Genomic DNA, 21,267 nt, shown 5'->3' with positions numbered 1-21,267 from the left:
GGGGCAGCTCCCGGCCGAAGGCCGCGGCGGCTGCCCCTTTGGTTTTCTACGTGAAATATTCAATCCGGGCGCGGGGGAAGGTGCTGTAGATGTATTTCGTGATGCGTTCGCGCAGCGCTTCGGCTTGTTCGTCGGGATATACGTATTTGCCGATGCCGTAACGGCCCCGCTTGTATTTGCGTTTGGCTTCATCCATCTCCAGCTTCGTCTTCGGGTAACGGGCTTCGATGATGCGTTTGGCCGTTTTCGTGAACCGGTGCTGGATCAGCTCGAAGGTTAAGTCGCGGGTCGCCTCCTCCGGCAGCGCGTCTCCCAGCTTGCGAAGCAGTTCTTCGTAGCCCTGCTCCCAGCCTTCGTGCCAGATGATCGGCGCGATGATGAAGCCTAGCGGATAGCCGGCCCTGGCGACCTTGGAAGCCGCCTCGATCCGCTCTTCGAAGCGGGAGGTGCCCGGCTCGAAGTTACGGATGACGTAATCGGCGTTGACGCTGAAGCGGAATCGCGTATGGCCGTTATGGCGAGCGTCGAGCAGCGAATCGACATGGTGGAATTTGGTGACGAACCGTAACCGCCCGAGCGGCTGCCGGCCCATGAATTCGATCGTTTCCCGGAGCGAGCCGGATATATGCTCCAGCCCGACGGGATCGGATGTGCATGCCGCTTCGAAACGAGTGATTTCGGGCGCTCGCTCGTTGATGTACGCTTGGGCTTGGGCGAGAATTTCGCCGGTGTTGACGTATACCCGAATATAGGGCTTGGCGCCGAGCGTCGTCTGCAGATAGCAGTAATGGCAGTGCCCCATGCACCCGGTGGCCAGCGGAATCGCATATTCCGCGGACGGCTTGGAGGTGTCGAACTGGAGCGTCTTGCGGACGCCGACGACCAGCGTTCGTTTGGCGAGCTTGTATCGGGCGAGCTCGCTGTCGCCCGGCAGGTTTGTGATCCGGTTGTGCGAGGTTGTCATCCGGATCGGAATGCCTTGTTCCTCCGCCCAACGGTATATACACTGACCCTTCGGATAATCCAGCGACGCCGGTTCGAAATAAACGAGCTCCGGCACGAACAACAGCGTTTGGCCGGCGGACCGGCCCGTCGTTGAAGCAGAGGACATCATCACACAGCTCCGTTCCTTCGAATAGGAGTATACCATCTAGGGTGAGTCGGCTTCCGGCCCGGCTACACATGGGAAAATCAACTTGCGCAGGCAAGGGGAAAAAGTGTATCATACTAAAGAGCTATCTGGACTTGTCCCTTGGATATGAGAACGGTTATCATTTAGGCGGATGCCGATGAAGGAGGTTAAATCGTTTGGCAGCCACCCCCAGCATGGAAGATTATTTGGAACGAATATACCGGCTGATCGACGAAAAAGGTTATGCGCGGGTGTCCGATATTGCAGAGGGCTTGTCCGTGCATCCCTCCTCGGTAACGAAAATGATCCAAAAGCTGGATAAAGACAGCTATTTGATCTACGAACGGTACCGCGGCCTCGTATTGACGGCGAAAGGGAAAAAAATCGGCAAACGCCTGGTGGACCGCCACCATCTGCTTGAGGAATTTTTGAAATTGATCGGCGTGGACGAAGAGCATATTTATAAGGATGTCGAAGGAATCGAGCATCATCTGAGCGGGGAATCGATCGCGTGCATCGAAGCGTTGGTCGAGTCGTTCCGGCGCCACCCGGAGCGGGTGGAAGAGCTGGTCCGCATCCGTAAGGAGCTCGACGACTCCGAGGACAATTGATACCGGCCATTTCCGGCCGAACGACGACGGCTCGTTATCCCGATGGGGATAACGAGCCGTCTTTGTCGTCAGCGGCGTTAATTGGTTAGAGCTCGGGTAAATTCCGTATCGTCCTTAGAACGTGTCGGCCCCGCGATTGCGGGGTATTACCGGTGAGTCTCTTTGGCACATCCCTCCAAGCGGTTTGGCAAACCAAACGCAGGCACCGGATGTTGCGCTGACCGGTTCAATGGAACCACACCTCTCTTCGCCGCTGATTATAAGATGCCCCGGAACGGCCGTTTCATTCGGACAAGTTCCGCCAATTTTTAGCACATACGGTCATGCCTCCCGCCATAGGTTCGTTAGTAACGGACGGCGGACTACGCGCGTTGGAGGGATCGGGATGAAGGTGAATGCGGTATTCGAGGGCGGCGGGGTGAAGGCCGTCGCGCTGGCGGGCGCGGTGCAGGCCGCGGAAGAGAACGGGATCGGCTTTTACCGGATGGCGGGAACGTCCTCCGGATCGCTTGTGGCCTCTTTGCTGAGCGCCGGCTACACATCGGCGGAATTGAGGCAATTGATTACGGAAACGCCCTTTGAATCGTTTTTGCAGCGTTCGTGGATGCACAAGTTCAAGTACGTCGGACCGGCCGTCCGGCTGTTTTACAAGAAGGGGCTGTTTTCCGGCAAGGCGCTGGAGCAATGGGTGGACGAGAAGCTGGCGGCAAAAGGGCTTCGCACGTTCGGAGACTTGCCCGACAAGCGGCTGCGCATCATCGCTTCGGACATCACCAACGGGCGGTTGCTTGTGCTTCCCGACGATATCGCCCAATATGGCGTCGATCCGAAGCGGTTTCGGGTTGCGCGGGCGGTTCGCATGAGCACCAGCATTCCTTATTTTTTCGATCCGGTTGTTTTGCGCAAGCCTGCCGGGATGCGGAAAAAAGGTGAACGCTTCGCCGAGCAATTCGTCTATATCGTCGACGGCGGCTTGTTGAGCAACTTTCCGATGTGGCTGTTCGACGAAGATCCCGAGCTGTCAAGGATGGGGCTGCAGACAGTCGGTTTCCAGCTCGTCGGCCAGACGGAAGGGCAACCTCGCCGCATTACCGGTCCGATCACGATGTTCGGCGCGTTGTTCTCGACGATGCTGGATGCCCGGGACGAGCGCTATATCGAAAAGCCGTACCGTTCCCGCACGATCAAAATTCCGACGCACGGCGTATCGACGACGGACTTCGATCTGAAGCCGGCGAAAAGCGACCAGCTCTACGAAGCCGGGGTTAAGGCGGGACGCGAATTTTTTGCGGAATGGCTGTCCAATAACGGAAAACCGCCGGAGGCCTGAACAGGCTCGGCGGTTTGCGTCTGTCTATAAGCGGCCGGCAGCCGCAATAAAACCGGAGACGGCGTCTCCGGTTCATGGGTCAATGCAGCAGCTTCTTGTCCTCGTTGTCCTTCTTGACGGACGATTTCCGGCCTTCGATGACCCGGAACGGAATATCCTTGCGGCGGGTCGCTTGGGATTTGCGGTACGGTCCGCGCGGTATGGACTTTTTGATGACGGGGATGTTGGACGATTTGGACGCGCCTTTATATCGCGCCTGACCGCGCGCGTAGCGCTTCGGCGGATATTTGTACAGCAGCCAGACGATCAATCCGAGCCCGGTGGGAATTGCAAGCGCGATCCAATTGGTCGCGAGGGTGGATACGATGCCGATGGCCACCAGCGCCAGGACGAACCAAATCCATATCCGGGATAACCGCATGGGCGAACACCCTTCCGTTGGGGAATTTTAACGGGATGCGGCCGTTTCGAGCGCCGCGCCCGGCGTCCGCTGCTCCGACAATTGACGGTCAAGCTCCATCATCCGTTCGAACGACGCGATCGAGACTTCGACCTGGTCGTCGGTCGGCTCCTTGGTCGTCAGCTTTTGCAGCCAGAGGCCGGGATAACCGAGATATTTCAGCACAGGCACGTCGCGCAGCGAGTTGGTGAAGCGCAGCACTTCGTAGGAAACGCCCAGCACGACGGGCAGCAGCGCCAAGCGGATCAGCAGCCGCTCCAGCAAGCTGTTGTACTCGACGAAAGAGTAGACCACGACGCCGACAATAACCGAGAAGACGATAAAGCTGCTGCCGCAGCGGTAATGCAGCGTGTTGTATTTCTGCACGTTCTCGACGGTCAGCGGATCGCCGGCCTCGTAGGCGGAGATGACTTTATGCTCCGCGCCGTGGTATTGGAACAGCCGCTTCATGAGAGGCGTCAAGGAAATCGCGTAGATATAGCCGAACAGCATAATAAATTTGATGACGCCTTCAAGCAAATTATGTCCAATCTGGCTCTCGAACAAGCGGCCGAACAAAAATTCTTCGATAATCGCGGGAACGAGCGTAAACACGAATTTGCCGAACAGGAACGACAGCACGCCCACCACGGCGACGCCCAATATAAGCGTAAGATCGAAGCCCGATTTTTTGGCGCCGGCTTCCTTGACGGGTCCGGCTTCATCGTCGTCCTCCGCAAACTTCTCCGCCGAAAAATTCAAGTGCTGGGCGCCCTTCGCGCTCGCTTCGATAATCCCGACGATGCCGCGGACAAACGGGATCCGCTTGAGCGGTCTCAGCCATTCGATCTCCTTGCGCGGAACCTCGAAAAACTCGATCTCGCCCGACTTGCGGCGTATGGCCGTGACATTGACCTTCCGCCCGGCGAACATGACTCCTTCAATAACGGCTTGCCCGCCGTAAATGCCTCGTTGTTGTTCCGACACCGGCCGAATCACCTTCCGAAAATCCGGGACGGCCCATCGGCCCCTCCCGGAACGTATAGTTTGTTTGTCATCCTTCTATTTTACCGAATTCCGCTGCCGAATGCCACCATGCATCCGGGGCACACTAGACGAAGACCATTTTTTGACGGGAAGGGAAGATCCGTATGTCCAAAACGCCGGATCAGGCAAGAAAGGAATCGGGGAAGGCCGTCGGCATCTGGCGGTATGCGGTTGGCATCGGCTTTTTCGCCGGTTTGCTGTTCGGGTTTCTTAAAATCGCGGAAGTTTATTTCCGTTTTACGTCGGTTCCGATCACCTTTCTCATCCGGCCGTATTTCACGCAGGAGTTCCTGCGGTCGGGCTGGGGGCTGTGGTTCGGTTGGGGCGCCTTTACGCTGATGTCGATCGCATGCTCGCTCTTGTACGCACTGCTGCTGCGCCGGACGGGAGGGCCTTGGGCCGGTTTCGCTTTCGGGCTGGCGGTATGGGGCGCCGTTTATTGCTTTCTCGGACCCTGGTTCGGCTGGCTGAACCCGGCGGCCGAATACGACTTCAACACGCTGATTACGGATGCCTGTTTGTTTTTGATCTGGGGCGCGTTTATCGGCTATTCGATCTCGTTCGAGTTTACGAGCGACAAACGCTCCGACCCGGCTTCGTCCTCGCGAAAAAACTTAACAAACGTTTGAATCTTGTGGTAAAATGTCTTCGGACTGCACGAGGACGGCAGCCGGGAAGGTGAAAAAGCCCGTGAAACCGATATTGGTCCTTAACGGACCCAACTTAAATATGCTGGGTATTCGCGAACCGGGCGTATACGGATCGTTGTCGCTTCAGGCGATCGAGGAGCGCCTGCTGGCGACCGCCGAACAGCTCGGGGTCGAGCTTGAATTCGTTCAGTCGAATCATGAAGGCGTCCTGATCGACGCCATACATCGCGCCTGCGGGAAGCACGAGGGAATCCTGATCAATCCGGGAGCGTTCACCCATTACAGCTATGCGCTTCGAGACGCGATCGCGGCGGTCGGCTTGCCGACGGTGGAAGTGCATCTGTCCAATATCCACAAACGCGAAGCGTTCCGCCACGTATCCGTTACGGCGGCGGTCTCGGTCGGGCAGATTAGCGGATTCGGGCCGCATTCCTACGAGCTCGGACTTATCGCGCTGCATCGGCACATCCTTGAACGGGAGGGGCCCGCATGATTCAAAACCGGCTGAAAAAGCTGCGTCAGCTTATGAAGGAGCGCAACCTGGAAGCCTTGTTGATCACGAACGCGAACAACCGGAGGTATATGACCGGCTTTACCGGTTCGGCCGGCGTCGTTGTCGTGACGGCGGACCGCGCGGTACTGCTGTCGGATTTCCGCTACCGCACGCAGGCGCCCCGGGAAGCTCCCGATTTCGAATTCATCGAGCATTCGCTCGTCATGACGGATACGGTCGGCGAACTGCTCGGCTCGATGGGCGTCAAGGAGCTTGCGGTTGAAGGGGGGAGCTTGACCGTCTCCGCGTTCGAGCAGTACAAGGCCGCTTGGCCGGGCGTGAAGCTGCTTCCGGTCGATTCTCCCGTGGATCGGCTCCGGATGGTGAAGGACGAGAGCGAACTTGCGATTATTCAGGAGGCGGCCGACATCGCCGACCGCACGTTCAGCCATATCGTCGATTGGATTCGCCCGGGCATGACCGAGCGCGAGGTGGCGCTCGAGATCGAGTTCTTCATGCGGGCGCAAGGCGCGACGTCGTCGTCGTTCGACACGATCGTCGCATCCGGCGAGCGCTCGGCGCTGCCTCACGGCGTGGCCAGCGACCGCGTCATCGGCAAAGACGAGTTCGTCAAGCTGGATTTCGGCGCTTATTACAAAGGCTACTGCTCGGATATTACGCGGACGATTTTTATCGGCAAGCCGACCGACAAGCACCGGGAGATCTACGAGATCGTTCTGGAAGCACAGCTTGCGTGCCTGGCGGGATTGAAGCCCGGACTGACCGGCAAGCAGGGCGACGCGCTGGCGAGGGACGTTATCGAACGGCACGGATACGGGGATTTGTTCGGCCACGGTACGGGGCACGGAATCGGCTTGGAGATTCACGAGGCGCCGAGGCTGTCCAGATCCAGCTCCGCCGTGCTGGAGCCGGGCATGGTGGTGACGGTTGAACCGGGCATCTACGTTCCCGGATTCGGCGGCGTGCGTATCGAGGATGACGTCGTGCTGACGGACGGCGGCATCCGCATTCTGACATCCTCGCCCAAGGAGCTGCTGATCGTCGGCTGACGGGCGGCGGCATCGCGGGGATGCGGGAAGAACACAGGCGTTAGGCGGCAGGACAAGCCGCCCACATGATCAGGAGGGAATACAGTGATTTCTGTCAACGATTTTCGTACTGGCCTTACCATTGAAGTAGACGGGGAAATTTTCTCCGTTATCGACTTCCAGCACGTCAAGCCGGGCAAAGGCGCGGCGTTCGTTCGCTCCAAGCTCAAAAACCTTCGCAACGGCAACATCGTGGAGCGCACGTTCCGCGCAGGCGAAACCGTCGAGCGCGCCCAGATCGAGAACCGCGAAACGCAATACCTGTACGCCAGCGGCAACGAGCACGTGTTCATGGATACGCAGACGTACGATCAGTTCAGCCTGGACGCGAAGCAGTTGGAGTGGGAATTGAAGTTCCTGAAAGAGAACATGATCGTGAACATCATCAGCTATCGCGGCGAAATTATCGGCATCAACCTGCCGAACTCCGTCGAGCTGAAGGTCGTGGAGACCGAGCCGGGCATCAAAGGCAACACGGCGACGGGCGCAACGAAAAACGCCAAGCTGGAAACCGGTCTGAACGTACAAGTTCCGTTGTTCATCAACGAAGGCGACGTCCTGCTCATCAATACGAGTGAAGGCAAATACATTTCCCGCGCGTAACCGGTGAAGGATTCCGATCGCAATATCGTTCCGACAGCCTGTCGACCGTTCCTTCGTGAACGTCAGCAGGCTGTTTTGATGAACGGGCAAGCGCAGGAGCGAGCCCGCATGCGTCTTGCGCGGCGGGAGGCGGCGCGCTGCCTCCGAATCGCCAAAATTGGCGCGCGCGTTGCGTTTTCATTGTGGTATAATCGGTTATTATGCGGAAAGCACATAGCAAGGAGTGACTGCATTGGCGTTGGTCGTTATGAAATTCGGCGGCAGCTCGGTTGGCGACGCGGAACGGATGAAGCGCGTGGCCCGGCGGATCGTCGACAAAAAGCGGGAAGGAAATCAGGTGGTCGTCGTCGTGTCCGCCATGGGCGACACCACGGATGATCTGATAGACTTGTCCAAACAAATCGTGGACGGAACGCCTTCCGCCCGGGAGATGGATATGCTCCTGACAACCGGCGAGCAAGTGTCCGTCGCGCTGCTGTCGATGGCGGTGCAAAGCCTCGGCGAACCGGCCATCTCCTATACGGGCTGGCAGGCGGGACTGCACACCGATTCGGCGCATTCGAAGGCGCGTATTATCGACATGAAGCCGGAGCGCCTGCACAAGTCGCTGGCGGAAGACAAAATCGTAATCGTGGCCGGCTTCCAGGGCATTTCGCCGGAAGGCGAGATCACCACGCTCGGCCGCGGCGGTTCGGACACGACGGCCGTTGCGCTCGCCGCGGGCATCGGCGCGGATCTGTGCGAGATTTATACGGACGTCGACGGCGTCTACTCGACCGACCCTCGCGTGGTCAAATGCGCCCGCAAGCTGAACGAAATCAGCTATGACGAAATGTTGGAGCTGGCTCACCTGGGCGCGGCCGTCCTGCACCCCCGCGCCGTGGAATACGCGAAAAATTACAACGTCAAGCTGGTGGTGCGTTCCAGCTTCACGCAGAACGAAGGAACGATCGTCAAGGAGGAAGCCGTCATGGAGCAAGGAATCGTTGTCCGCGGCATCGCATACGAAAAAAACGTCGCCCGCATCGTCATTTCCGGTGTGCCGGAAAAACCGGGGCAGCTTGCGAAGGTATTTAACGCGCTGGCGGAAGCCGGCATCAACGTCGACATCATCGTACAGAGCGGCGTCCATTCCGGGAGCGCGGAATTCGCATTCACCGTCGCCATGTCCGATCTGGAGAGCGCGATGCGCGTCATCTCCGGCATTCAAGCCGACATCGGGTTCGCCGAGGCGTCCTCGGAAGGCGATCTGGTCAAAGTGTCGATCGTGGGCGCGGGCATGGCAAGCAACCCGGGCGTCGCGGCCGCGATGTTCGACACGATCTCGAAGCTGGGCGTCAGCATCAACATGGTCAGCACGTCCGAGATCAAAGTATCCTGCGTTATTCCGAGCGAGCCGCTGGCCGATGTCGTTCGCGCGCTGCATACCGCGTTTGGTCTGGATACGAACGAGCAGGCGTTTGTCGGCGGACCGGCCGAGCGCCGCTGACCGGAGCGCCGGACAAGGTCAAGCCATCATCCGTATGTTCGTCGAAGCCTTCGGAACGGTTATCGTTCCGGGGGCTTTTTTGCTTGAACTACTTCCACTTGTCGAGCAGAAACGTAAACAGCTTCAGCAGAAACGCGGTAATGCCCGCCGCCATCAGCGGCCCTACGGGAATGCCGCGAAGCAGCACGATGCCGAGAATGGAGCCGATGACCAGCCCGACGATGAGCTGCGGGTCCATCTTGAGCAGAGCGAGCCCTCTCCCGTTCATCCACGTCGCAAGCGCTCCGCCGGCGAGAGCGAGAAGTCCGGCGGGCGTCAGGAATACCCCGCTGATGTCCTTCCAGGTGATCCGTTCGCTGGCGAACGGCACGAGCACGCTGACCGTCAGAAACAGCAGCCCCAGCTCCAGCCCCCGCCGTTCGAGAGCGGGTAAATAACGTTCCAGATGAATGAGCTTGACGATCAGCAGCAGGCATGCCGCGGTCGTAATGATCGGAGACCGTCCGATCAGCCCGATGAGAATCAACGCCACCAACACGATATCTCCGTTCATGCCACGACCCCTGTCCCCATCCCATACTACCTCATTGTATGAGGACGGGCCGCCGGTTTAGAAGTCCGGAATCGCCGCGCGCTTCTCGCCGAAGTGGAACGTATCCGACCGGAGCCCGCGCCGCAGCGCTTCGAGGGCGATGACGTCCTGGGGCGAGATGTTGCCGAGGTGAACATCCGGCCCGAGCCGGATCAGCAGGTGGACCTGCTGATCCTTGCGTGGCGTCTCCCACATCAACCGGTCCGGCGCCGAGACGGAAGCGAGGATGTCGCGGATGCAATCGTCGCGGCAGCCGCCGCCGGCGTCGTAGATGCCGACGCTCGCCCCCGATTCCCGTCCCTCGACGGTGACGAGCGAAGCCCCCAGCGCCAAATCCGCCGCGACCGTTTCGGCCATATCCGCGACGTCGAGCGACGATCCCCGCAGTTTCTTCCCGTATTCGGTCAATACCGTCAGCCCCGCGTCAAGTCCGCGAATAATGAGTTCGCTGCGCAATCGCCGGCTCATCTCGATGGTGCCGTCCGATACTTCAAGGGTGTCGAAGCCTGTCTGGACGACCGATTGAAAAAACGGTTTGACGGCCTGTTGCGCGACGGCCGCTTCCAATAAGGTGCCTCCCGGCATGATCTTGATGCCGCGTTCGCGGGCCATCCGGATTTTGCGGCGCAGCAGCCGCTCGGGATACAGGGCGGCCGTACCGAAGCCGAGCTTGATCCAGTCGATATAGTCACCGCCGGTCGTCAGCAGATCCGAGAACGCTCTTAATCCAAGCCCCTTGTCGATAACCATGGTCGTACCGGCCGACCTGGGCTTTGCGGAACGCCGCCCGGAAGGGTCGGCCAGCGCGGCGGGCCAGACAGGCAATGCGGTTTCGTTCATCTGGCGAGAACTCTCCTTTTTGAAAGGTCGTTTCAGGTTGAAAGGTCGTATCAGGCAACGCCTTTCTTGTATGGAGCAATATATGCGTCCGCCTATGGAGGCGTTCCGGTTAGGCTACTTTCGGGACGGGCCGCATAGCATGTACAGATGCGATCATTGCGCCGGAAACGCGGAGAGGAGGGAAAGCATGATCAATAAAGTGGTGTTGAGCATGGCGATCCTGAGGATGCTGTCGGGCACGATTGAATTGATAGCGGCCATCCTCATGCTGCGGTTGAATCAGATCGACCGGGCGCTGCTGGTGAATTCGAGCCTGGCGGTTATCGGGCCGCTGGTGCTGCTGACGACGACGGCGATCGGATTAAGCGGACTGGCCGACAAGCTGTCATTCTCCAAATTTTTGTTGGTCCTGTGCGGGGTTTGCCTCATTTTTATCGGCGTGCTCAAAAAATAATCGAAGGCATAATCGGACGGGCTCGGCATAGACATGTAACGATACGTCGGACAACTCGGGAGGGATATTTCGCCGTGGACGAATGGATTCAGCTGCTGCCTTCCGCAATCAGGCGGGCGGTGATGGGCATGCCGCAGCAACAAGCGGCTGATCTGGAGGAGCTGAGGATCCGCGCCGAACGCCCGCTCGAAGCTGTTGCGGGGGGCAAACCATTGTTCCTCGCAGCCGACGGGCGGACGGTCGCCGATCCGCGCTCGGGGCTTCTGGTGAGCCGGAGCGACTGTTTGCGCATGACGGAAGCGCTGACCCGGCATTCGGTCTATACGCATGAGGAGCAATTGCGCAGAGGGTACGTAACGATGCCGGGAGGGCACCGGGTCGGGGTTGCCGGCCGGGCCGTCGTCGAGAAGGGAGCCATCCGGCTGATGCGGGATTTGGGCGGGTTCAACGTCCGCATCGCGCGGGAGCGTCCGGGGGTCGCGGCCGGAAGCTTGGGCAAGCTGCTTCGGCCCGAGCGGCCTTGGCTGCACCATACGCTGATCGTCTCCCCGCCGCAGACCGGCAAGACGACGTTCTTGCGGGACTTGGCCCGGCTGATCAGCTACGGATGGTGGCCGAAACGGGCCGTCGGGAACGCGGTCCATCCGCCTTACGGACTGAAGGTCGGCATCGTCGACGAGCGCTCGGAGATCGCCGCTTGCCGCGACGGAGTGCCGACGTTCGACGTCGGACCGCGCACGGACGTGCTGGACGCTTGTCCGAAGGCGGAAGGCATGATGATGCTGATCCGGTCCATGTCCCCCGACGTGCTCATCGCCGATGAGATCGGCCGTCCCGAAGACGCGGCGGCCGTAGAGGAAGCGGCGCATGCCGGCGTCGCCGTCATCGCTTCGGCGCACGGCGCCAACCTGATGGACGCGGCGCGCCGGCCCGCGCTGAGACGGCTGCTGGAGCAAGGCGTCTTCGAAAGATTCGTGCTGCTGTCCCGTTCGGCAGGCGCTCCCCTGCAGGCGGCGGTGCTGGACCGCCACGGAAGCCGCGCGTTGCCGGCCGCGACGATCGACAGCGGAGCGGGCGGGACGCCATGATCAAGCTTGCGGGAGCGGCGGTCGTGCTTGCGGCCGCGACGTTGGCGGGATTTCACCAGGCGTCGCTGCTCGCGAGGAGACCGCGGGAGATCGGCGATCTGATCGCGGCGTTGTCCCGACTCCAGACGGATGTCGGCTACGGCGTGACGCCCTTGCCCGACGCGCTGCGGGGCGCGGCCGGATCGGCCCGCGAGCCGGTGTCGGGACTGCTTCGGGCGGTCGCCGACGAGCTGGGCCGCCCCGACGGACGGACGGCCGCGGAGTGCTGGGAAGCCGTCTGGACGAAGGGTTGGGCGCTGACCTCGATGAAGAGGAACGAGCTGGATCACCTGCTCGCGCTTGGACCGACGCTGGGCGTCAGCGACCGGTCCGACCAGACGAGGCATCTGGCCCTCACCATTCACCGGCTGCAGGCGGACGAACGGGAAGCCAACGAGATCCGCGGCCGTTACGAGAAGATGTGGCGCAGCCTCGGCGTCCTGTCGGGAGCGCTCGCGGTCATCCTGTTGTACTAGTAACGCGGGGGCGAGGTGCCGCCTATGAATGTCGATGTGAACGCCATCTTCCAGATCGCCGGCATCGGCATCATCATCGCGATGATGCATACCGTACTGAAGCAGATGGGCAAGGAAGACATGGCGCATTGGGTGACGTTGATCGGTTTTGTCGTCGTGCTGTTTATGGTCGTGAGCATGCTGGACGATCTGTTTCGGGAGATCAAGACGATTTTTCTGTTCCAGTAGGTGGGGCCATGGACATTGTGCAGATCGTCGGGCTCGGTTTCGTGGTGACGGTTCTGAGTCTGGTGCTGAAGGAACAAAAGCCGGTTTTCGCTTTTTTGCTCGCCGCGGTGACGGGCCTGACCGTATTCGGCTTCGTGCTCGGCAAGATTTCGGCAGTCATCCAGGTGCTGGAGCGGCTGGCCGACCAGGCGCGGATCGAGCCCGTCTATCTGAAAACGATCCTGAAAATCATCGGGATCGCCTATATCGCGGAGTTCGGCGCGCAGATCGTGAGAGACGCGGGACAAGAATCGATCGCCTCGAAGATCGAGCTGGCCGGCAAAGTGATCATTCTTGTGATGGCCGTGCCGGTGCTGACGGTGATTATCGAAACCGTCGTCAGGCTTGTTCCCGGCGCTTAAGGGAAGCGAAGAGGGGGATGCGGCGTGAGATGGATTGCGGCTGTCGGACTGGCCATCGCCCTGTTCGCGGGATTTCCCTGGAGCGCGTCCGCCGCTTCCCCCGAGACGTCGCAGGCGCCTCCGGAGCGTCAGGTTCGGGAACTGACGGAGCGCCAATCCGGGGAGCTGGACCTGACGCCGATGGAGAATTACTGGCGGGGGCTGACGACCGAATACGGATCGTATCTGCCCCAGGGCGGCCAAATCGGGTTTAAGGACATGCTGCTCGGAGAAAACGGGCAATGGTCGATCGGGGGCGTGCTGTCGGGGCTGCTGCGGTACTTGTTCAGCGAATTGATCGGCAGCGGCAGGCTGCTGATCTCCCTCGTCCTGCTGACCGTGTTCAGCATGGTGCTCGAGACGATGCAGAGCGCCTTCGAGAAAAACAACGTCGGTCAAATCGCGTACATGATCTGCTACCTGGCGCTGATTCTCGTGGCGGTGCACAGCTTCGGTCTGGCGATCCAATACGCCAAAGGCGCGATATCGGGCATGACCCATTTCATGGTGGCGATGGTCCCGATGCTGCTGGCGCTGCTCGCGTCGATGGGCAATATCGCGTCGGCCGCCATCCTGCACCCGATGGTGGTATTTATGGTTCATGTGACGGGCGCGCTTATCTACGCTTTTGTGTTCCCGCTGCTGTTCTTCTCCGCGCTGCTTCATATCGTCAGCGCGATGAGCGACAAATTCAAGGTCACGGCGCTCGCCAATTTGCTGCGCAACGGAAGCATGCTCGTCCTGGGGACGTTCGTGACGGTATTCCTCGGAGTCGTATCGGTCAAGGGTGCAACGGGGGCGATCACGGACGGCATGACGATCCGGACGGCCAAATACGTGACCAGCAACTTCGTGCCGGTTGTCGGCCGGATGTTCTCCGACGCCACCGACACCGTGCTGGGCGCGTCGCTGCTTGTCAAAAACGCCGTCGGCCTGGCGGGGGTCGTCATCCTGCTGCTGCTGTGCGCGTTCCCGGCGGTCAAGATTCTTGCGATCGCGCTCATCTACCACTTGGCCGCCGCCGTGCTGCAGCCGCTCGGAGACAGCCCCATCATCGGGTGCCTGCAGACGATCGGCAAAAGCATGAATTACGTGTTTGCGGCGCTGGCGGCCGTCGGCCTGATGTTTTTCCTGGCGATTACGATGATTATCGCTGCGGGCAATCTGGCCGTGATGGTCCGGTAGCGGGGCCTCGGGGAAGGCGGGATGGATGATGGAAATGCTCGGGACTTGGCTGAAGCAGGTGATCCTCGTGGTCATCTTGGCGACTTTTGCGGACATGCTTCTGCCGAATCAGACGTTTCGCAAGTACGCCCGGACGGTGCTGTCGCTGTTCGTGCTGCTGGTGCTGCTCTCGCCGCTGGTCAAGCTGTTTCAGGGCGCATGGGACGAGCGCCGCCTGATGGGATCGGTCGAGAATTTGGCGGCGGCCGGCACGGCCGTTCCGCAAGCGGAGACCATGCCGGCGCTCGAAGCCGTGTTCCGGGAGGCGGAGCGGCTCAAGCGCTCGCAGGAGCAGCGGACGGCCGAACTGGTCGAGGCGAGAATCGCCGATCTGGTGCGCGGGCAAGTGGCGGCGGCGGACCCGGCGGCCGTCCCGGTCGATGTGCGGGTCCGCGTCGGCTCGAACCGCAACGGCGAGCCGGAGCTGCAGCGCATCGAGGTAGTGCTGGCCGCCGCTTCGAAGCCGGCTCAAGCCGGCGCGGGCGGCGCATCGCCCCCGGGCGGCCTCCGGGTCGAACCGGTTCGCGTCGAACCGGTCGCTCCGGCGAATCCGGGCGCGGCCGGCTCCGCTGCGGAACAGGCGGAACGGAGCGTGCCGGCCGCCGCCGCGCCGGCGGCCGGCGGCGACGGGATCGACCGGCTGCGCCGGGAATTGGCGTCCGCGTGGGCGCTGCCGCCCGACCGGATCGACATTCGGCGCGAGCGTTAAGGAGAGGAGGCGGATTAGATGGCGAATTGGTTGAATCGGCTGGAGAAAACGATCGGCGGCGGCGATGGCGGCGGAGGCAGACGGGTCGCGGTGTTCCGTTGGCTGCTGCTGGCAGGGTTGGGCGGCGCGGCGTTTATGCTGCTCAGCGACTTCGCCTGGAAGGACGTCGCCCCGATCGGCGGCCCGCCGCGCGCCTCTCCGCAGACGGGCGCGGCGCAATCGGCGGACGAACAGGCGGCGGCCGACCGGTTCCGCGAAACGGAGCGGATCTATCAGGAGAAGCTGAAGACGCTGCTTGAGAAAATCGTCGGCGTCGGAGAGGTGGATGTCGCGGTCACGCTGGAGTCCACCGAGGAGATGGTGCTCCAGCAAAATAACCGGGACACGCAGCAAACGATCGACGAGCGGGACACCAACGGCACGAGCCGGCAGACGAGCAATATCACCCGAGAGGGCGAAGCGCTGTTCGCCGAGCAGTCCGGCACCCAGACGCCCGTCGTCGTCAAAACGATCAAACCGAAGGTCAGGGGCGTCATCGTGGTCGCCCGCGGCGCGGAAAATCCGACGGTGAAGCTGATGCTCAGCGAGGCGGTCAGCCGGGGGCTGGACGTGCCGGCTCACCGGATTTCGGTACTGCCCCGAAAACAATAAATCAACCCGATCCGGGAAAGGGAGGATTTCGCAATGAACGCAAAACGCCAAACGGTATGGCTGGTGTCGATGCTCAGTCTGATGGTGGTGCTGTCCGCTTATTACTTGTTTACGGAGGACATGTCCGAATCGGCCCCGGCGGAGACGGTGAACGTCGAGGAGATCCAGATCGACGCTTCCGAGCTGGACAAAGCCCAGGCGGACGCCCTCAAGGCGGCGGCAGGCCAGAGTGAGTCGGAAATTCTGAAGCAGGCGCAGGCCAAAGCCCACAGCGGCGCGGAGCTGATCAGCAGCCTCAAATCCCAGCACCGCGAAGCGCTGTCCAAACGTGTCGAACAACTGAGCGCCATCTTGTCGGACACGAAGAAAACCAAAGAGGAGACGGCGAAAGCGCGGGAAGAGATTGACCTGCTGGAGCAGCAGGAGCAAATCATCGATCATCTGGAAGACACGCTGATGGCCGACTACCAGTTCGCCGACGCGGCCGTCGTGCAGGACAGCGGAAAATGGACGGTGTACCTGAACGAGCCGACCATCGAAAAAAGCGAAGTGGCAAGCATCGCGGTTATGGTCATGAAGGAACTGAAGGCGCGTCCGGAGCAAATCTCGGTCAAACTGGTCAACTAGACGTCCTCCGGGGGCCGAGGCGGGACGGCTGGGCAAGGCGGGTGGCGTCCATTCGGAAGCGGTTCCGGATGGACCCTTTCCATTTCTTTCGTTTATGATATAATACTAACGTTACATACCCGCTAGTCCCAAGCTAGCGCAGCGAAGCGGAGCCATGCCGCCGGGCCTGCAGTCCGGCGCGGCGGCCGCTTTCGGCATCTCGTCCTTAAGGAGCGAAACGGATGTTTAAAATCAGCGAAATCAAGGAATTGGTCAAGCTGCTCGACCAAACTTCCGTTCAAGAATTGGAAATCGAGCATGAGGGCTCGCGTCTGACGATCCGCAAGCCGTCCAAATCGGAACCTGTCGTGATTCCCGTGCAGCAGGCGGCGCCCGTCTATCAGCAGGCCCCGGCCGTCGTTCAGGCGCCGGCTCCGTCCGCGCCGGCGGCTCAGCCCGTGGCCGAAGCATCCGCACCGGCCAAAGCCGCGGCGGACAATCTGCACCGGATTGTCTCGCCGATGGTCGGCACGTTCTACCGTGCGCCATCTCCGGGCGCGCCGGCGTTCGTATCGGTCGGAGACCGCGTGAATGAGAAAACGGTCGTGTGCATTATCGAAGCGATGAAGCTGATGAACGAGATCGAAGCCGAGGTCAAGGGCGAAATCGTGGAAGTGCTTGTCGAGAACGGGCAGTTGGTCGAGTACGGCCAGCCTCTGTTCCTCGTGAAGCCGGAATGACCCGGGAGGGAAGCGGATTGAAGTTTCAAAAAGTACTCATCGCCAATCGCGGCGAAATCGCCGTCCGGATTATCCGCGCTTGCCGCGAGCTGGGCATCCAGACGGTAGCCGTCTATTCGGAGGCTGACCGGGATGCGCTGCACGTGCGTCTGGCCGACGAAGCTTATTGCATCGGACCTACGGCTTCCAAGGACAGCTACCTGAACATCACGAACCTGATGAGCGTGGCGACGCTGACGGGCGTGGACGCGATTCACCCCGGCTACGGCTTCCTCGCGGAGAACGCGGACTTCGCGGAAATCTGCGAAAGCTGCAACATCACCTTTATCGGGCCGTCGCCGGAAGCGATCAGCAAAATGGGCGACAAGTCCGAGGCCAAAGCGACGATGAAGGCGGCCGGCGTGCCGATCATTCCGGGCTCGGACGGAATCGTCCAGGATCTGGACGAAGCCGTGCGGATCGGCCGGGAGATCGGATATCCCCTCATCATCAAAGCAACCGCCGGCGGCGGAGGCAAAGGCATCCGTCTCGCCAACAGCGAGGAGGAGCTGGTCAAGCAGATCACGACCGCCCAACAGGAAGCGCAGAGCGCGTTCGGCAACGCCGGCGTGTACCTGGAGAAATATTTGACGGGCATGAAGCACGTCGAGATCCAGATTCTCGCGGACAAACACGGCAATGTCGTCCATCTGGGCGAGCGGGACTGCTCGGTCCAGCGCAGACGCCAGAAGCTGATCGAAGAAGCGCCGTGTCCGATCCTGACGCCGGACATCCGCAAGCGCATGGGCGAAGCCGCGGTGCGCGCGGCGAAGGCGGTCGGGTACGCGGGCGCGGGCACGCTGGAATTTTTGCTGGGACCCGACGGCCAGTTCTACTTCATGGAGATGAACACCCGGATTCAGGTGGAGCATCCGGTCACGGAGATGATCACGGGCGTCGATCTGATCAAGGAGATGATCCGCGTCGCCGAAGGGCATCCGCTGCCGTTCGCGCAAGAGGATATCCGGTTCGACGGCTGGGCGATCGAATGCCGCATCAACGCGGAAGATCCGGACCGCAACTTTATGCCGTCGCCGGGACAGATTCAGTTCTACCTGCCGCCGGGGGGAATCGGCGTGCGGGTCGACAGCGCCGCTTATCCCGGCTACGTCATCCCGCCGCATTACGATTCGATGGTCGCCAAGCTGATCGTCTGGGGTCCGACGCGCGATGAAGCGATCGCCCGGATGAAGCGGGCGCTGGCCGAATTCGCCGTAAGCGGCGTGCATACGACGATTCCGTTCCACCTGAAGGTGCTCGACCACCCGGTGTTCCTGGACGGAACGTTCGACATCAAATTCCTGGAGGAGCACGATGTGAACGCTCCCCGGTCGGAATTGGCGAACGTGCGTTAAGGAAAGGTTTGTCACCGTCCCGGGCGGATGGTATAGTAAGTTCAGGGGCGCGCCGGGCGAGGCGCGACATACTCACAGGAGGTGTGCAGGATGAACACCGTGTCCCAGGACTACGAAAGAACGGATATCGGAACCATTCAGATCGCTCCGGAAGTGATCGAGGTTATCGCCGGTCTTGCGGCGGTCGAGGTCGAAGGAGTCGCCGGCATGAGCGGCGGCATCGCGGGCGGCATCGCCGAACTGCTCGGACGCAAAAATTTGTCCAAGGGCGTGAAGGTCGAGGTCGGCCAGCGCGAAGCGGCCGTGGACGTCTCGATCGTCATCGAGTTCGGCCATCGGATTCCCGAGGTCGCCGGACGCATTCAGCATAACGTCAAGCATGCCATCGAATCGATGACGGGGTTGACCGTCGTGGAAGTGAACGTCCACGTGCACGACGTGCAATTCAAAGCCGCGGAGAAAACGGAAGAACCGGAGCAGGCGAGCCGGCTGAAATAATCGCGGGCAACCGTCTCAACCGGAGAACCCCCTGTCATTCGGCCGGGGGTTTTCTCCGAATAGGGAGGATGAAGCGTATATGGCAAAGGTGTTTGACAAGCTGTTGTTGTTTTTCTACAGCCTGATTGCAGGCGCCGCGGCGTTGTTCGCGCTGATCCTCTCGTTTGCGTGGATTCCGCTGGACGATGTATATGCGTGGACCCGCAATCTGTATACGGACGCCGCGGTGATGGCGCCGACCGTTACCGTATCGTTGCTGATGCTGCTCGCGACGTTCCGCTTTTTGTATTTGACGCTGCGCAGCGGACGCGGACAAGCCCCCTCGATCGACCAGCGGACGGATGTCGGCGATATCCGCATCTCGTTGGACACGGTCGAGAATCTGGCGCTGAAGGCGGCGTCCCGGCAGCGCGGGCTGAAGGATCTCAAGGCCCGGATCTCCGTCAGCGAATCCGGCATCGACATCGTCATCCGCACATTGGTGGACGGGGAAACTTCGATCCCGGAATTGACGGAGGAGACGCAGCGGGCCGTCAAACAGCACGTGGAAGACATTACGGGCATCCCGGTATCGAGCGTCGGCGTGTACGTCGCCAATGTCGTTCCGTCCCAAACGTTCCGCAGCCGTGTGGAATAGAGGTGGGCGCGGATGAACCGGTTCGAGGGTCACATCGGCAAAACGATCGGAGTGGCGGCCGGCCTCTTGTTGTCGGTCGTGTATTTGTTTTTCGGTTTTTGGGATATGCTGGTAGTAGGCGTTATTCTGTTCCTTGGATATTATTTCGGACATAAATCGGATCGCGGCGAACCTTTCATCCCTTTGTCGGAATGGCTGGAGTGGTTGAGGGGGAGCTGGCGCTGGTTTCGCTGAACCCCGGGAATGGACTTTGCAGTCGGATCATATGCAAAAGCCGGTTCTCGGGGTTCGCTTTTTATCGTTGGAGCTGTCGGGAATCGTATAAGGGACAAGCAAGAGTTAGGGCTGGCGGTTAAATCAAGGTTCTAAGCCCGTGAACAGGAAGGGTTGTCGTAATGAAACGCAGATTGGCCAGGGAAATCGCCCTGCAGAGCTTGTATCAGGTGGAATTGGCCGAAGCCGCGCCGCGCGAGGCGGTAAGGGTCGCGGTGGAGGAAGCATTGGGGGATAACGAGGGACAGGTGTCGATCGGCAAGGAGCCGATCTCGGAAGACTACATTCTGGAGCTGGTGGAGGGAACGGTTTCCCGCCAGGCCGAGATCGACAGCATGCTGAGCGGTTATCTGAAGGGCTGGCGGACGGACCGGCTAGCCCGCATCGACCGCCAGGTGCTCCGGATGGCGACGTATGAGATGGTGTACCGGGACGACGTTCCGCCCAAGGTAGTCATTAACGAAGCGATCGAACTGGTCAAGCAGTTCGGTTCGGAAGAATCCGGCAAGTTCGTCAACGGCGTGCTCGGCGCGATGATCAAGCATCTGGATCAGCTCAAGGATCGGGTTAGACAGCAGTCATACGAGGAGGAGAAACCATGACGGCAACATGGCTCAGCGGAACCAAAATCGCGAAGGAGATTCGGGAATCGCTCCGCCCCGAGATCGAACGGCTGACGAAGGCGGGCGTGCAGCCGGGCTTGGCGGTCGTGCTCGTCGGGGATGACCCCGCATCCCAAGTGTACGTCAACAAAAAAGCGAAAACATGCCTCGAGCTCGGCATGCATTCCGAAGTGTACCGATTGCCGGCCGAGACGGAGGAAGCCGAGCTGCTCGGCCTGATCGACCGGCTGAACCGCGACGACCGGATACACGGGATTCTGGTGCAACTGCCGCTTCCGAAGCATATCAAAGAAAAGAACGTGATCGATGCGATTCACCCTTCGAAGGACGTGGACGGCTTCCATCCGGTGAACGTCGGCAATCTCGCGATCGGCGACGACTGTCTGCTGCCGTGTACGCCGGCCGGCGTAATCGAGATGCTGAAGCGCGGGGGAATCGAGATCGCCGGCAAGCATGCGGTTGTCGTCGGCCGCAGCAACATCGTCGGCAAGCCCGTCGCGCTGCTGCTGCTTCGCGAGCACGCGACGGTGACGATCACCCATTCCCGCACGCCGGATCTGGCGTCCATTACGCGGCAAGCGGACATTCTTGTCGTCGCCGCGGGCAAACCGGAATTGATCGACCGCACCTATGTGAAGCCAGGCGCCGTCGTCGTCGACGTCGGCATACACCGCCGGGAGGACGGCACGCTTTGCGGCGACGTGAAGGCCGACGACGTGGCCGAGACGGCGGGTGTGCTGACCCCGGTGCCTGGCGGCGTCGGACCGATGACCATCGTGATGCTGATGAAAAATACGGTGGAAGCCGCGGGCCGCGCGCTGGCCTCGGGCAAAGCCGGACGGGGCTGATCCC

General features: G+C 60.7%; 28 protein-coding genes. 23 read left to right on the top strand and 5 right to left on the bottom strand.

The window, feature by feature from the left end; genetic code table 11:
- Positions 1-46: 46 nt before the first annotated feature.
- Positions 47-1,111: a spore photoproduct lyase gene (gene splB / locus FE781_RS02445; RefSeq protein ID WP_138788037.1), complete on the bottom strand. Its 1,065-nt coding sequence runs from the start codon at positions 1,109-1,111 to the stop codon at positions 47-49.
- 215 nt (positions 1,112-1,326) lie between these two features.
- On the opposite strand from splB, the gene mntR reads away from it, so the two are divergent.
- Positions 1,327-1,743, top strand: coding sequence for a transcriptional regulator MntR (gene mntR / locus FE781_RS02440; protein ID WP_138788118.1), 417 nt, complete (start codon positions 1,327-1,329; stop codon positions 1,741-1,743).
- A 385-nt stretch (positions 1,744-2,128) separates the two neighbouring features.
- Positions 2,129-3,073, top strand: a complete 945-nt coding sequence (locus FE781_RS02435; protein ID WP_138788036.1) for a patatin-like phospholipase family protein — start codon at positions 2,129-2,131, stop codon at positions 3,071-3,073.
- Between the two features lie 79 nt (positions 3,074-3,152).
- Here FE781_RS02435 and FE781_RS02430 read toward each other — a convergent pair whose 3' ends face one another.
- Both FE781_RS02430 and FE781_RS02425 read right to left on the bottom strand, forming a co-directional pair.
- Positions 3,153-3,494 carry a hypothetical protein gene (locus FE781_RS02430; protein WP_138788035.1) on the bottom strand — a complete coding sequence of 114 codons (342 nt, stop codon included), beginning with the start codon at positions 3,492-3,494 and terminating at the stop codon, positions 3,153-3,155.
- 27 nt (positions 3,495-3,521) lie between these two features.
- Entirely contained in the window at positions 3,522-4,499 is a 978-nt protein-coding gene (locus FE781_RS02425) for a DUF1385 domain-containing protein (RefSeq protein WP_138788034.1), read from the bottom strand.
- A gap of 164 nt (positions 4,500-4,663) precedes the next feature.
- On the opposite strand from FE781_RS02425, the gene FE781_RS02420 reads away from it, so the two are divergent.
- The 5 genes from FE781_RS02420 (at position 4,664) to FE781_RS02400 (ending at position 8,903) form a co-directional block, all read left to right on the top strand.
- Positions 4,664-5,188, top strand: a complete 525-nt coding sequence (locus FE781_RS02420; RefSeq protein ID WP_138788033.1) for a YqhR family membrane protein — start codon at positions 4,664-4,666, stop codon at positions 5,186-5,188.
- Positions 5,189-5,249: 61 nt separating this feature from the next.
- Complete coding sequence (gene aroQ / locus FE781_RS02415; protein ID WP_138788032.1) at positions 5,250-5,702, top strand: type II 3-dehydroquinate dehydratase; 453 nt, start codon at positions 5,250-5,252, stop codon at positions 5,700-5,702.
- The gene (locus FE781_RS02410) at positions 5,699-6,772 is read left to right on the top strand and encodes a M24 family metallopeptidase (RefSeq protein ID WP_138788031.1); all 1,074 of its coding nucleotides are present in this window, start codon (positions 5,699-5,701) and stop codon (positions 6,770-6,772) included. Before aroQ ends, FE781_RS02410 begins: the two co-directional genes overlap by 4 nt.
- Before the next feature lie 84 nt (positions 6,773-6,856).
- Positions 6,857-7,414: an elongation factor P gene (gene efp, locus FE781_RS02405; protein ID WP_138788030.1), complete on the top strand. Its 558-nt coding sequence runs from the start codon at positions 6,857-6,859 to the stop codon at positions 7,412-7,414.
- Positions 7,415-7,646: 232 nt separating this feature from the next.
- Positions 7,647-8,903, top strand: coding sequence for an aspartate kinase (locus FE781_RS02400; RefSeq protein ID WP_138788029.1), 1,257 nt, complete (start codon positions 7,647-7,649; stop codon positions 8,901-8,903).
- A gap of 88 nt (positions 8,904-8,991) precedes the next feature.
- On the opposite strand, the gene FE781_RS02395 is transcribed toward FE781_RS02400, so the two are convergent.
- Both FE781_RS02395 and comA read right to left on the bottom strand, forming a co-directional pair.
- Positions 8,992-9,456 (bottom strand): DUF441 domain-containing protein, encoded by a 465-nt coding sequence (locus FE781_RS02395; protein ID WP_138788028.1) that lies wholly within the window; start codon positions 9,454-9,456, stop codon positions 8,992-8,994.
- A 57-nt stretch (positions 9,457-9,513) separates the two neighbouring features.
- On the bottom strand, positions 9,514-10,335 hold the full coding sequence (gene comA, locus FE781_RS02390) for a phosphosulfolactate synthase (protein WP_138788027.1): 822 nt from the start codon (positions 10,333-10,335) through the stop codon (positions 9,514-9,516).
- Positions 10,336-10,522: 187 nt separating this feature from the next.
- Here comA and FE781_RS02385 point away from each other — a divergent pair, with 187 nt between their 5' ends.
- From FE781_RS02385 to folD, 16 genes are all read left to right on the top strand, one after another.
- Positions 10,523-10,789 (top strand): YqhV family protein, encoded by a 267-nt coding sequence (locus FE781_RS02385; protein WP_138788026.1) that lies wholly within the window; start codon positions 10,523-10,525, stop codon positions 10,787-10,789.
- Positions 10,790-10,863: 74 nt separating this feature from the next.
- Positions 10,864-11,877: a stage III sporulation protein AA gene (gene spoIIIAA / locus FE781_RS02380; RefSeq protein WP_246067999.1), complete on the top strand. Its 1,014-nt coding sequence runs from the start codon at positions 10,864-10,866 to the stop codon at positions 11,875-11,877.
- Positions 11,874-12,392, top strand: coding sequence for a stage III sporulation protein AB (locus FE781_RS02375; RefSeq protein ID WP_138788025.1), 519 nt, complete (start codon positions 11,874-11,876; stop codon positions 12,390-12,392). Before spoIIIAA ends, FE781_RS02375 begins: the two co-directional genes overlap by 4 nt.
- A 24-nt stretch (positions 12,393-12,416) precedes the next feature.
- Positions 12,417-12,620: a stage III sporulation protein AC gene (gene spoIIIAC / locus FE781_RS02370; RefSeq protein ID WP_138788024.1), complete on the top strand. Its 204-nt coding sequence runs from the start codon at positions 12,417-12,419 to the stop codon at positions 12,618-12,620.
- 8 nt (positions 12,621-12,628) lie between these two features.
- On the top strand, positions 12,629-13,021 hold the full coding sequence (gene spoIIIAD, locus FE781_RS02365; RefSeq protein ID WP_138788023.1) for a stage III sporulation protein AD: 393 nt from the start codon (positions 12,629-12,631) through the stop codon (positions 13,019-13,021).
- A 24-nt stretch (positions 13,022-13,045) separates the two neighbouring features.
- On the top strand, positions 13,046-14,245 hold the full coding sequence (spoIIIAE, locus tag FE781_RS02360) for a stage III sporulation protein AE (RefSeq protein ID WP_138788022.1): 1,200 nt from the start codon (positions 13,046-13,048) through the stop codon (positions 14,243-14,245).
- 25 nt (positions 14,246-14,270) lie between these two features.
- On the top strand, positions 14,271-14,993 hold the full coding sequence (gene spoIIIAF / locus FE781_RS02355) for a stage III sporulation protein AF (protein WP_138788021.1): 723 nt from the start codon (positions 14,271-14,273) through the stop codon (positions 14,991-14,993).
- Positions 14,994-15,011: 18 nt separating this feature from the next.
- Positions 15,012-15,644 (top strand): stage III sporulation protein AG, encoded by a 633-nt coding sequence (spoIIIAG, locus tag FE781_RS02350; RefSeq protein ID WP_138788020.1) that lies wholly within the window; start codon positions 15,012-15,014, stop codon positions 15,642-15,644.
- Positions 15,645-15,677: 33 nt separating this feature from the next.
- Positions 15,678-16,271, top strand: coding sequence for a SpoIIIAH-like family protein (locus tag FE781_RS17605; RefSeq protein WP_211346283.1), 594 nt, complete (start codon positions 15,678-15,680; stop codon positions 16,269-16,271).
- Positions 16,272-16,492: 221 nt separating this feature from the next.
- Entirely contained in the window at positions 16,493-16,990 is a 498-nt protein-coding gene (gene accB / locus FE781_RS02340) for an acetyl-CoA carboxylase biotin carboxyl carrier protein (protein WP_138788019.1), read from the top strand.
- Between the two features lie 17 nt (positions 16,991-17,007).
- On the top strand, positions 17,008-18,384 hold the full coding sequence (gene accC / locus FE781_RS02335; RefSeq protein WP_138788018.1) for an acetyl-CoA carboxylase biotin carboxylase subunit: 1,377 nt from the start codon (positions 17,008-17,010) through the stop codon (positions 18,382-18,384).
- 90 nt (positions 18,385-18,474) lie between these two features.
- Positions 18,475-18,882: an Asp23/Gls24 family envelope stress response protein gene (locus FE781_RS02330; protein WP_138788017.1), complete on the top strand. Its 408-nt coding sequence runs from the start codon at positions 18,475-18,477 to the stop codon at positions 18,880-18,882.
- A gap of 79 nt (positions 18,883-18,961) precedes the next feature.
- Positions 18,962-19,519 carry an alkaline shock response membrane anchor protein AmaP gene (gene amaP / locus FE781_RS02325; RefSeq protein ID WP_138788016.1) on the top strand — a complete coding sequence of 186 codons (558 nt, stop codon included), beginning with the start codon at positions 18,962-18,964 and terminating at the stop codon, positions 19,517-19,519.
- Between the two features lie 12 nt (positions 19,520-19,531).
- On the top strand, positions 19,532-19,753 hold the full coding sequence (locus FE781_RS02320) for a DUF2273 domain-containing protein (RefSeq protein WP_138788015.1): 222 nt from the start codon (positions 19,532-19,534) through the stop codon (positions 19,751-19,753).
- Positions 19,754-19,914: 161 nt separating this feature from the next.
- On the top strand, positions 19,915-20,394 hold the full coding sequence (nusB, locus tag FE781_RS02315) for a transcription antitermination factor NusB (RefSeq protein ID WP_138788014.1): 480 nt from the start codon (positions 19,915-19,917) through the stop codon (positions 20,392-20,394).
- A complete protein-coding gene (gene folD, locus FE781_RS02310) occupies positions 20,391-21,263 on the top strand; it encodes a bifunctional methylenetetrahydrofolate dehydrogenase/methenyltetrahydrofolate cyclohydrolase FolD (protein WP_138788013.1) in 873 nt (290 codons plus the stop codon). The genes nusB and folD overlap by 4 nt, the downstream gene beginning before the upstream one ends.
- Positions 21,264-21,267 lie beyond the last annotated feature (4 nt).

Source organism: Paenibacillus thermoaerophilus, assembly GCF_005938195.1.
GTDB classification, from domain to species: Bacteria; Bacillota; Bacilli; order Paenibacillales; family Reconciliibacillaceae; genus Paenibacillus_W; species Paenibacillus_W thermoaerophilus.
This window is presented reverse-complemented; position numbering and strand designations above follow the sequence as displayed.

Bases quoted from the DNA above. Each gene is read 5' to 3' on its own strand.
- FE781_RS02420 (WP_138788033.1), top strand. From the start codon at position 4,664: ATGTCCAAAACGCCGGATCAGGCAAGAAAGGAATCGGGGAAGGCCGTC.
- accB (WP_138788019.1), top strand. From the start codon at position 16,493: ATGTTTAAAATCAGCGAAATCAAGGAATTGGTCAAGCTGCTCGACCAA.
- FE781_RS17605 (WP_211346283.1), top strand. From the start codon at position 15,678: ATGAACGCAAAACGCCAAACGGTATGGCTGGTGTCGATGCTCAGTCTG.
- FE781_RS02385 (WP_138788026.1), top strand. From the start codon at position 10,523: ATGATCAATAAAGTGGTGTTGAGCATGGCGATCCTGAGGATGCTGTCG.
- FE781_RS02375 (WP_138788025.1), top strand. From the start codon at position 11,874: ATGATCAAGCTTGCGGGAGCGGCGGTCGTGCTTGCGGCCGCGACGTTG.
- spoIIIAD (WP_138788023.1), top strand. From the start codon at position 12,629: ATGGACATTGTGCAGATCGTCGGGCTCGGTTTCGTGGTGACGGTTCTG.
- mntR (WP_138788118.1), top strand. From the start codon at position 1,327: ATGGAAGATTATTTGGAACGAATATACCGGCTGATCGACGAAAAAGGT.
- FE781_RS02430 (WP_138788035.1), bottom strand. From the start codon at position 3,494: ATGCGGTTATCCCGGATATGGATTTGGTTCGTCCTGGCGCTGGTGGCC.
- FE781_RS02320 (WP_138788015.1), top strand. From the start codon at position 19,532: ATGAACCGGTTCGAGGGTCACATCGGCAAAACGATCGGAGTGGCGGCC.
- FE781_RS02330 (WP_138788017.1), top strand. From the start codon at position 18,475: ATGAACACCGTGTCCCAGGACTACGAAAGAACGGATATCGGAACCATT.
- spoIIIAF (WP_138788021.1), top strand. From the start codon at position 14,271: ATGATGGAAATGCTCGGGACTTGGCTGAAGCAGGTGATCCTCGTGGTC.
- splB (WP_138788037.1), bottom strand. From the start codon at position 1,111: ATGTCCTCTGCTTCAACGACGGGCCGGTCCGCCGGCCAAACGCTGTTG.
- spoIIIAC (WP_138788024.1), top strand. From the start codon at position 12,417: ATGAATGTCGATGTGAACGCCATCTTCCAGATCGCCGGCATCGGCATC.
- spoIIIAG (WP_138788020.1), top strand. From the start codon at position 15,012: ATGGCGAATTGGTTGAATCGGCTGGAGAAAACGATCGGCGGCGGCGAT.
- FE781_RS02395 (WP_138788028.1), bottom strand. From the start codon at position 9,456: ATGAACGGAGATATCGTGTTGGTGGCGTTGATTCTCATCGGGCTGATC.
- amaP (WP_138788016.1), top strand. From the start codon at position 18,962: ATGGCAAAGGTGTTTGACAAGCTGTTGTTGTTTTTCTACAGCCTGATT.
- FE781_RS02435 (WP_138788036.1), top strand. From the start codon at position 2,129: ATGAAGGTGAATGCGGTATTCGAGGGCGGCGGGGTGAAGGCCGTCGCG.
- folD (WP_138788013.1), top strand. From the start codon at position 20,391: ATGACGGCAACATGGCTCAGCGGAACCAAAATCGCGAAGGAGATTCGG.
- nusB (WP_138788014.1), top strand. From the start codon at position 19,915: ATGAAACGCAGATTGGCCAGGGAAATCGCCCTGCAGAGCTTGTATCAG.
- comA (WP_138788027.1), bottom strand. From the start codon at position 10,335: ATGAACGAAACCGCATTGCCTGTCTGGCCCGCCGCGCTGGCCGACCCT.
- FE781_RS02410 (WP_138788031.1), top strand. From the start codon at position 5,699: ATGATTCAAAACCGGCTGAAAAAGCTGCGTCAGCTTATGAAGGAGCGC.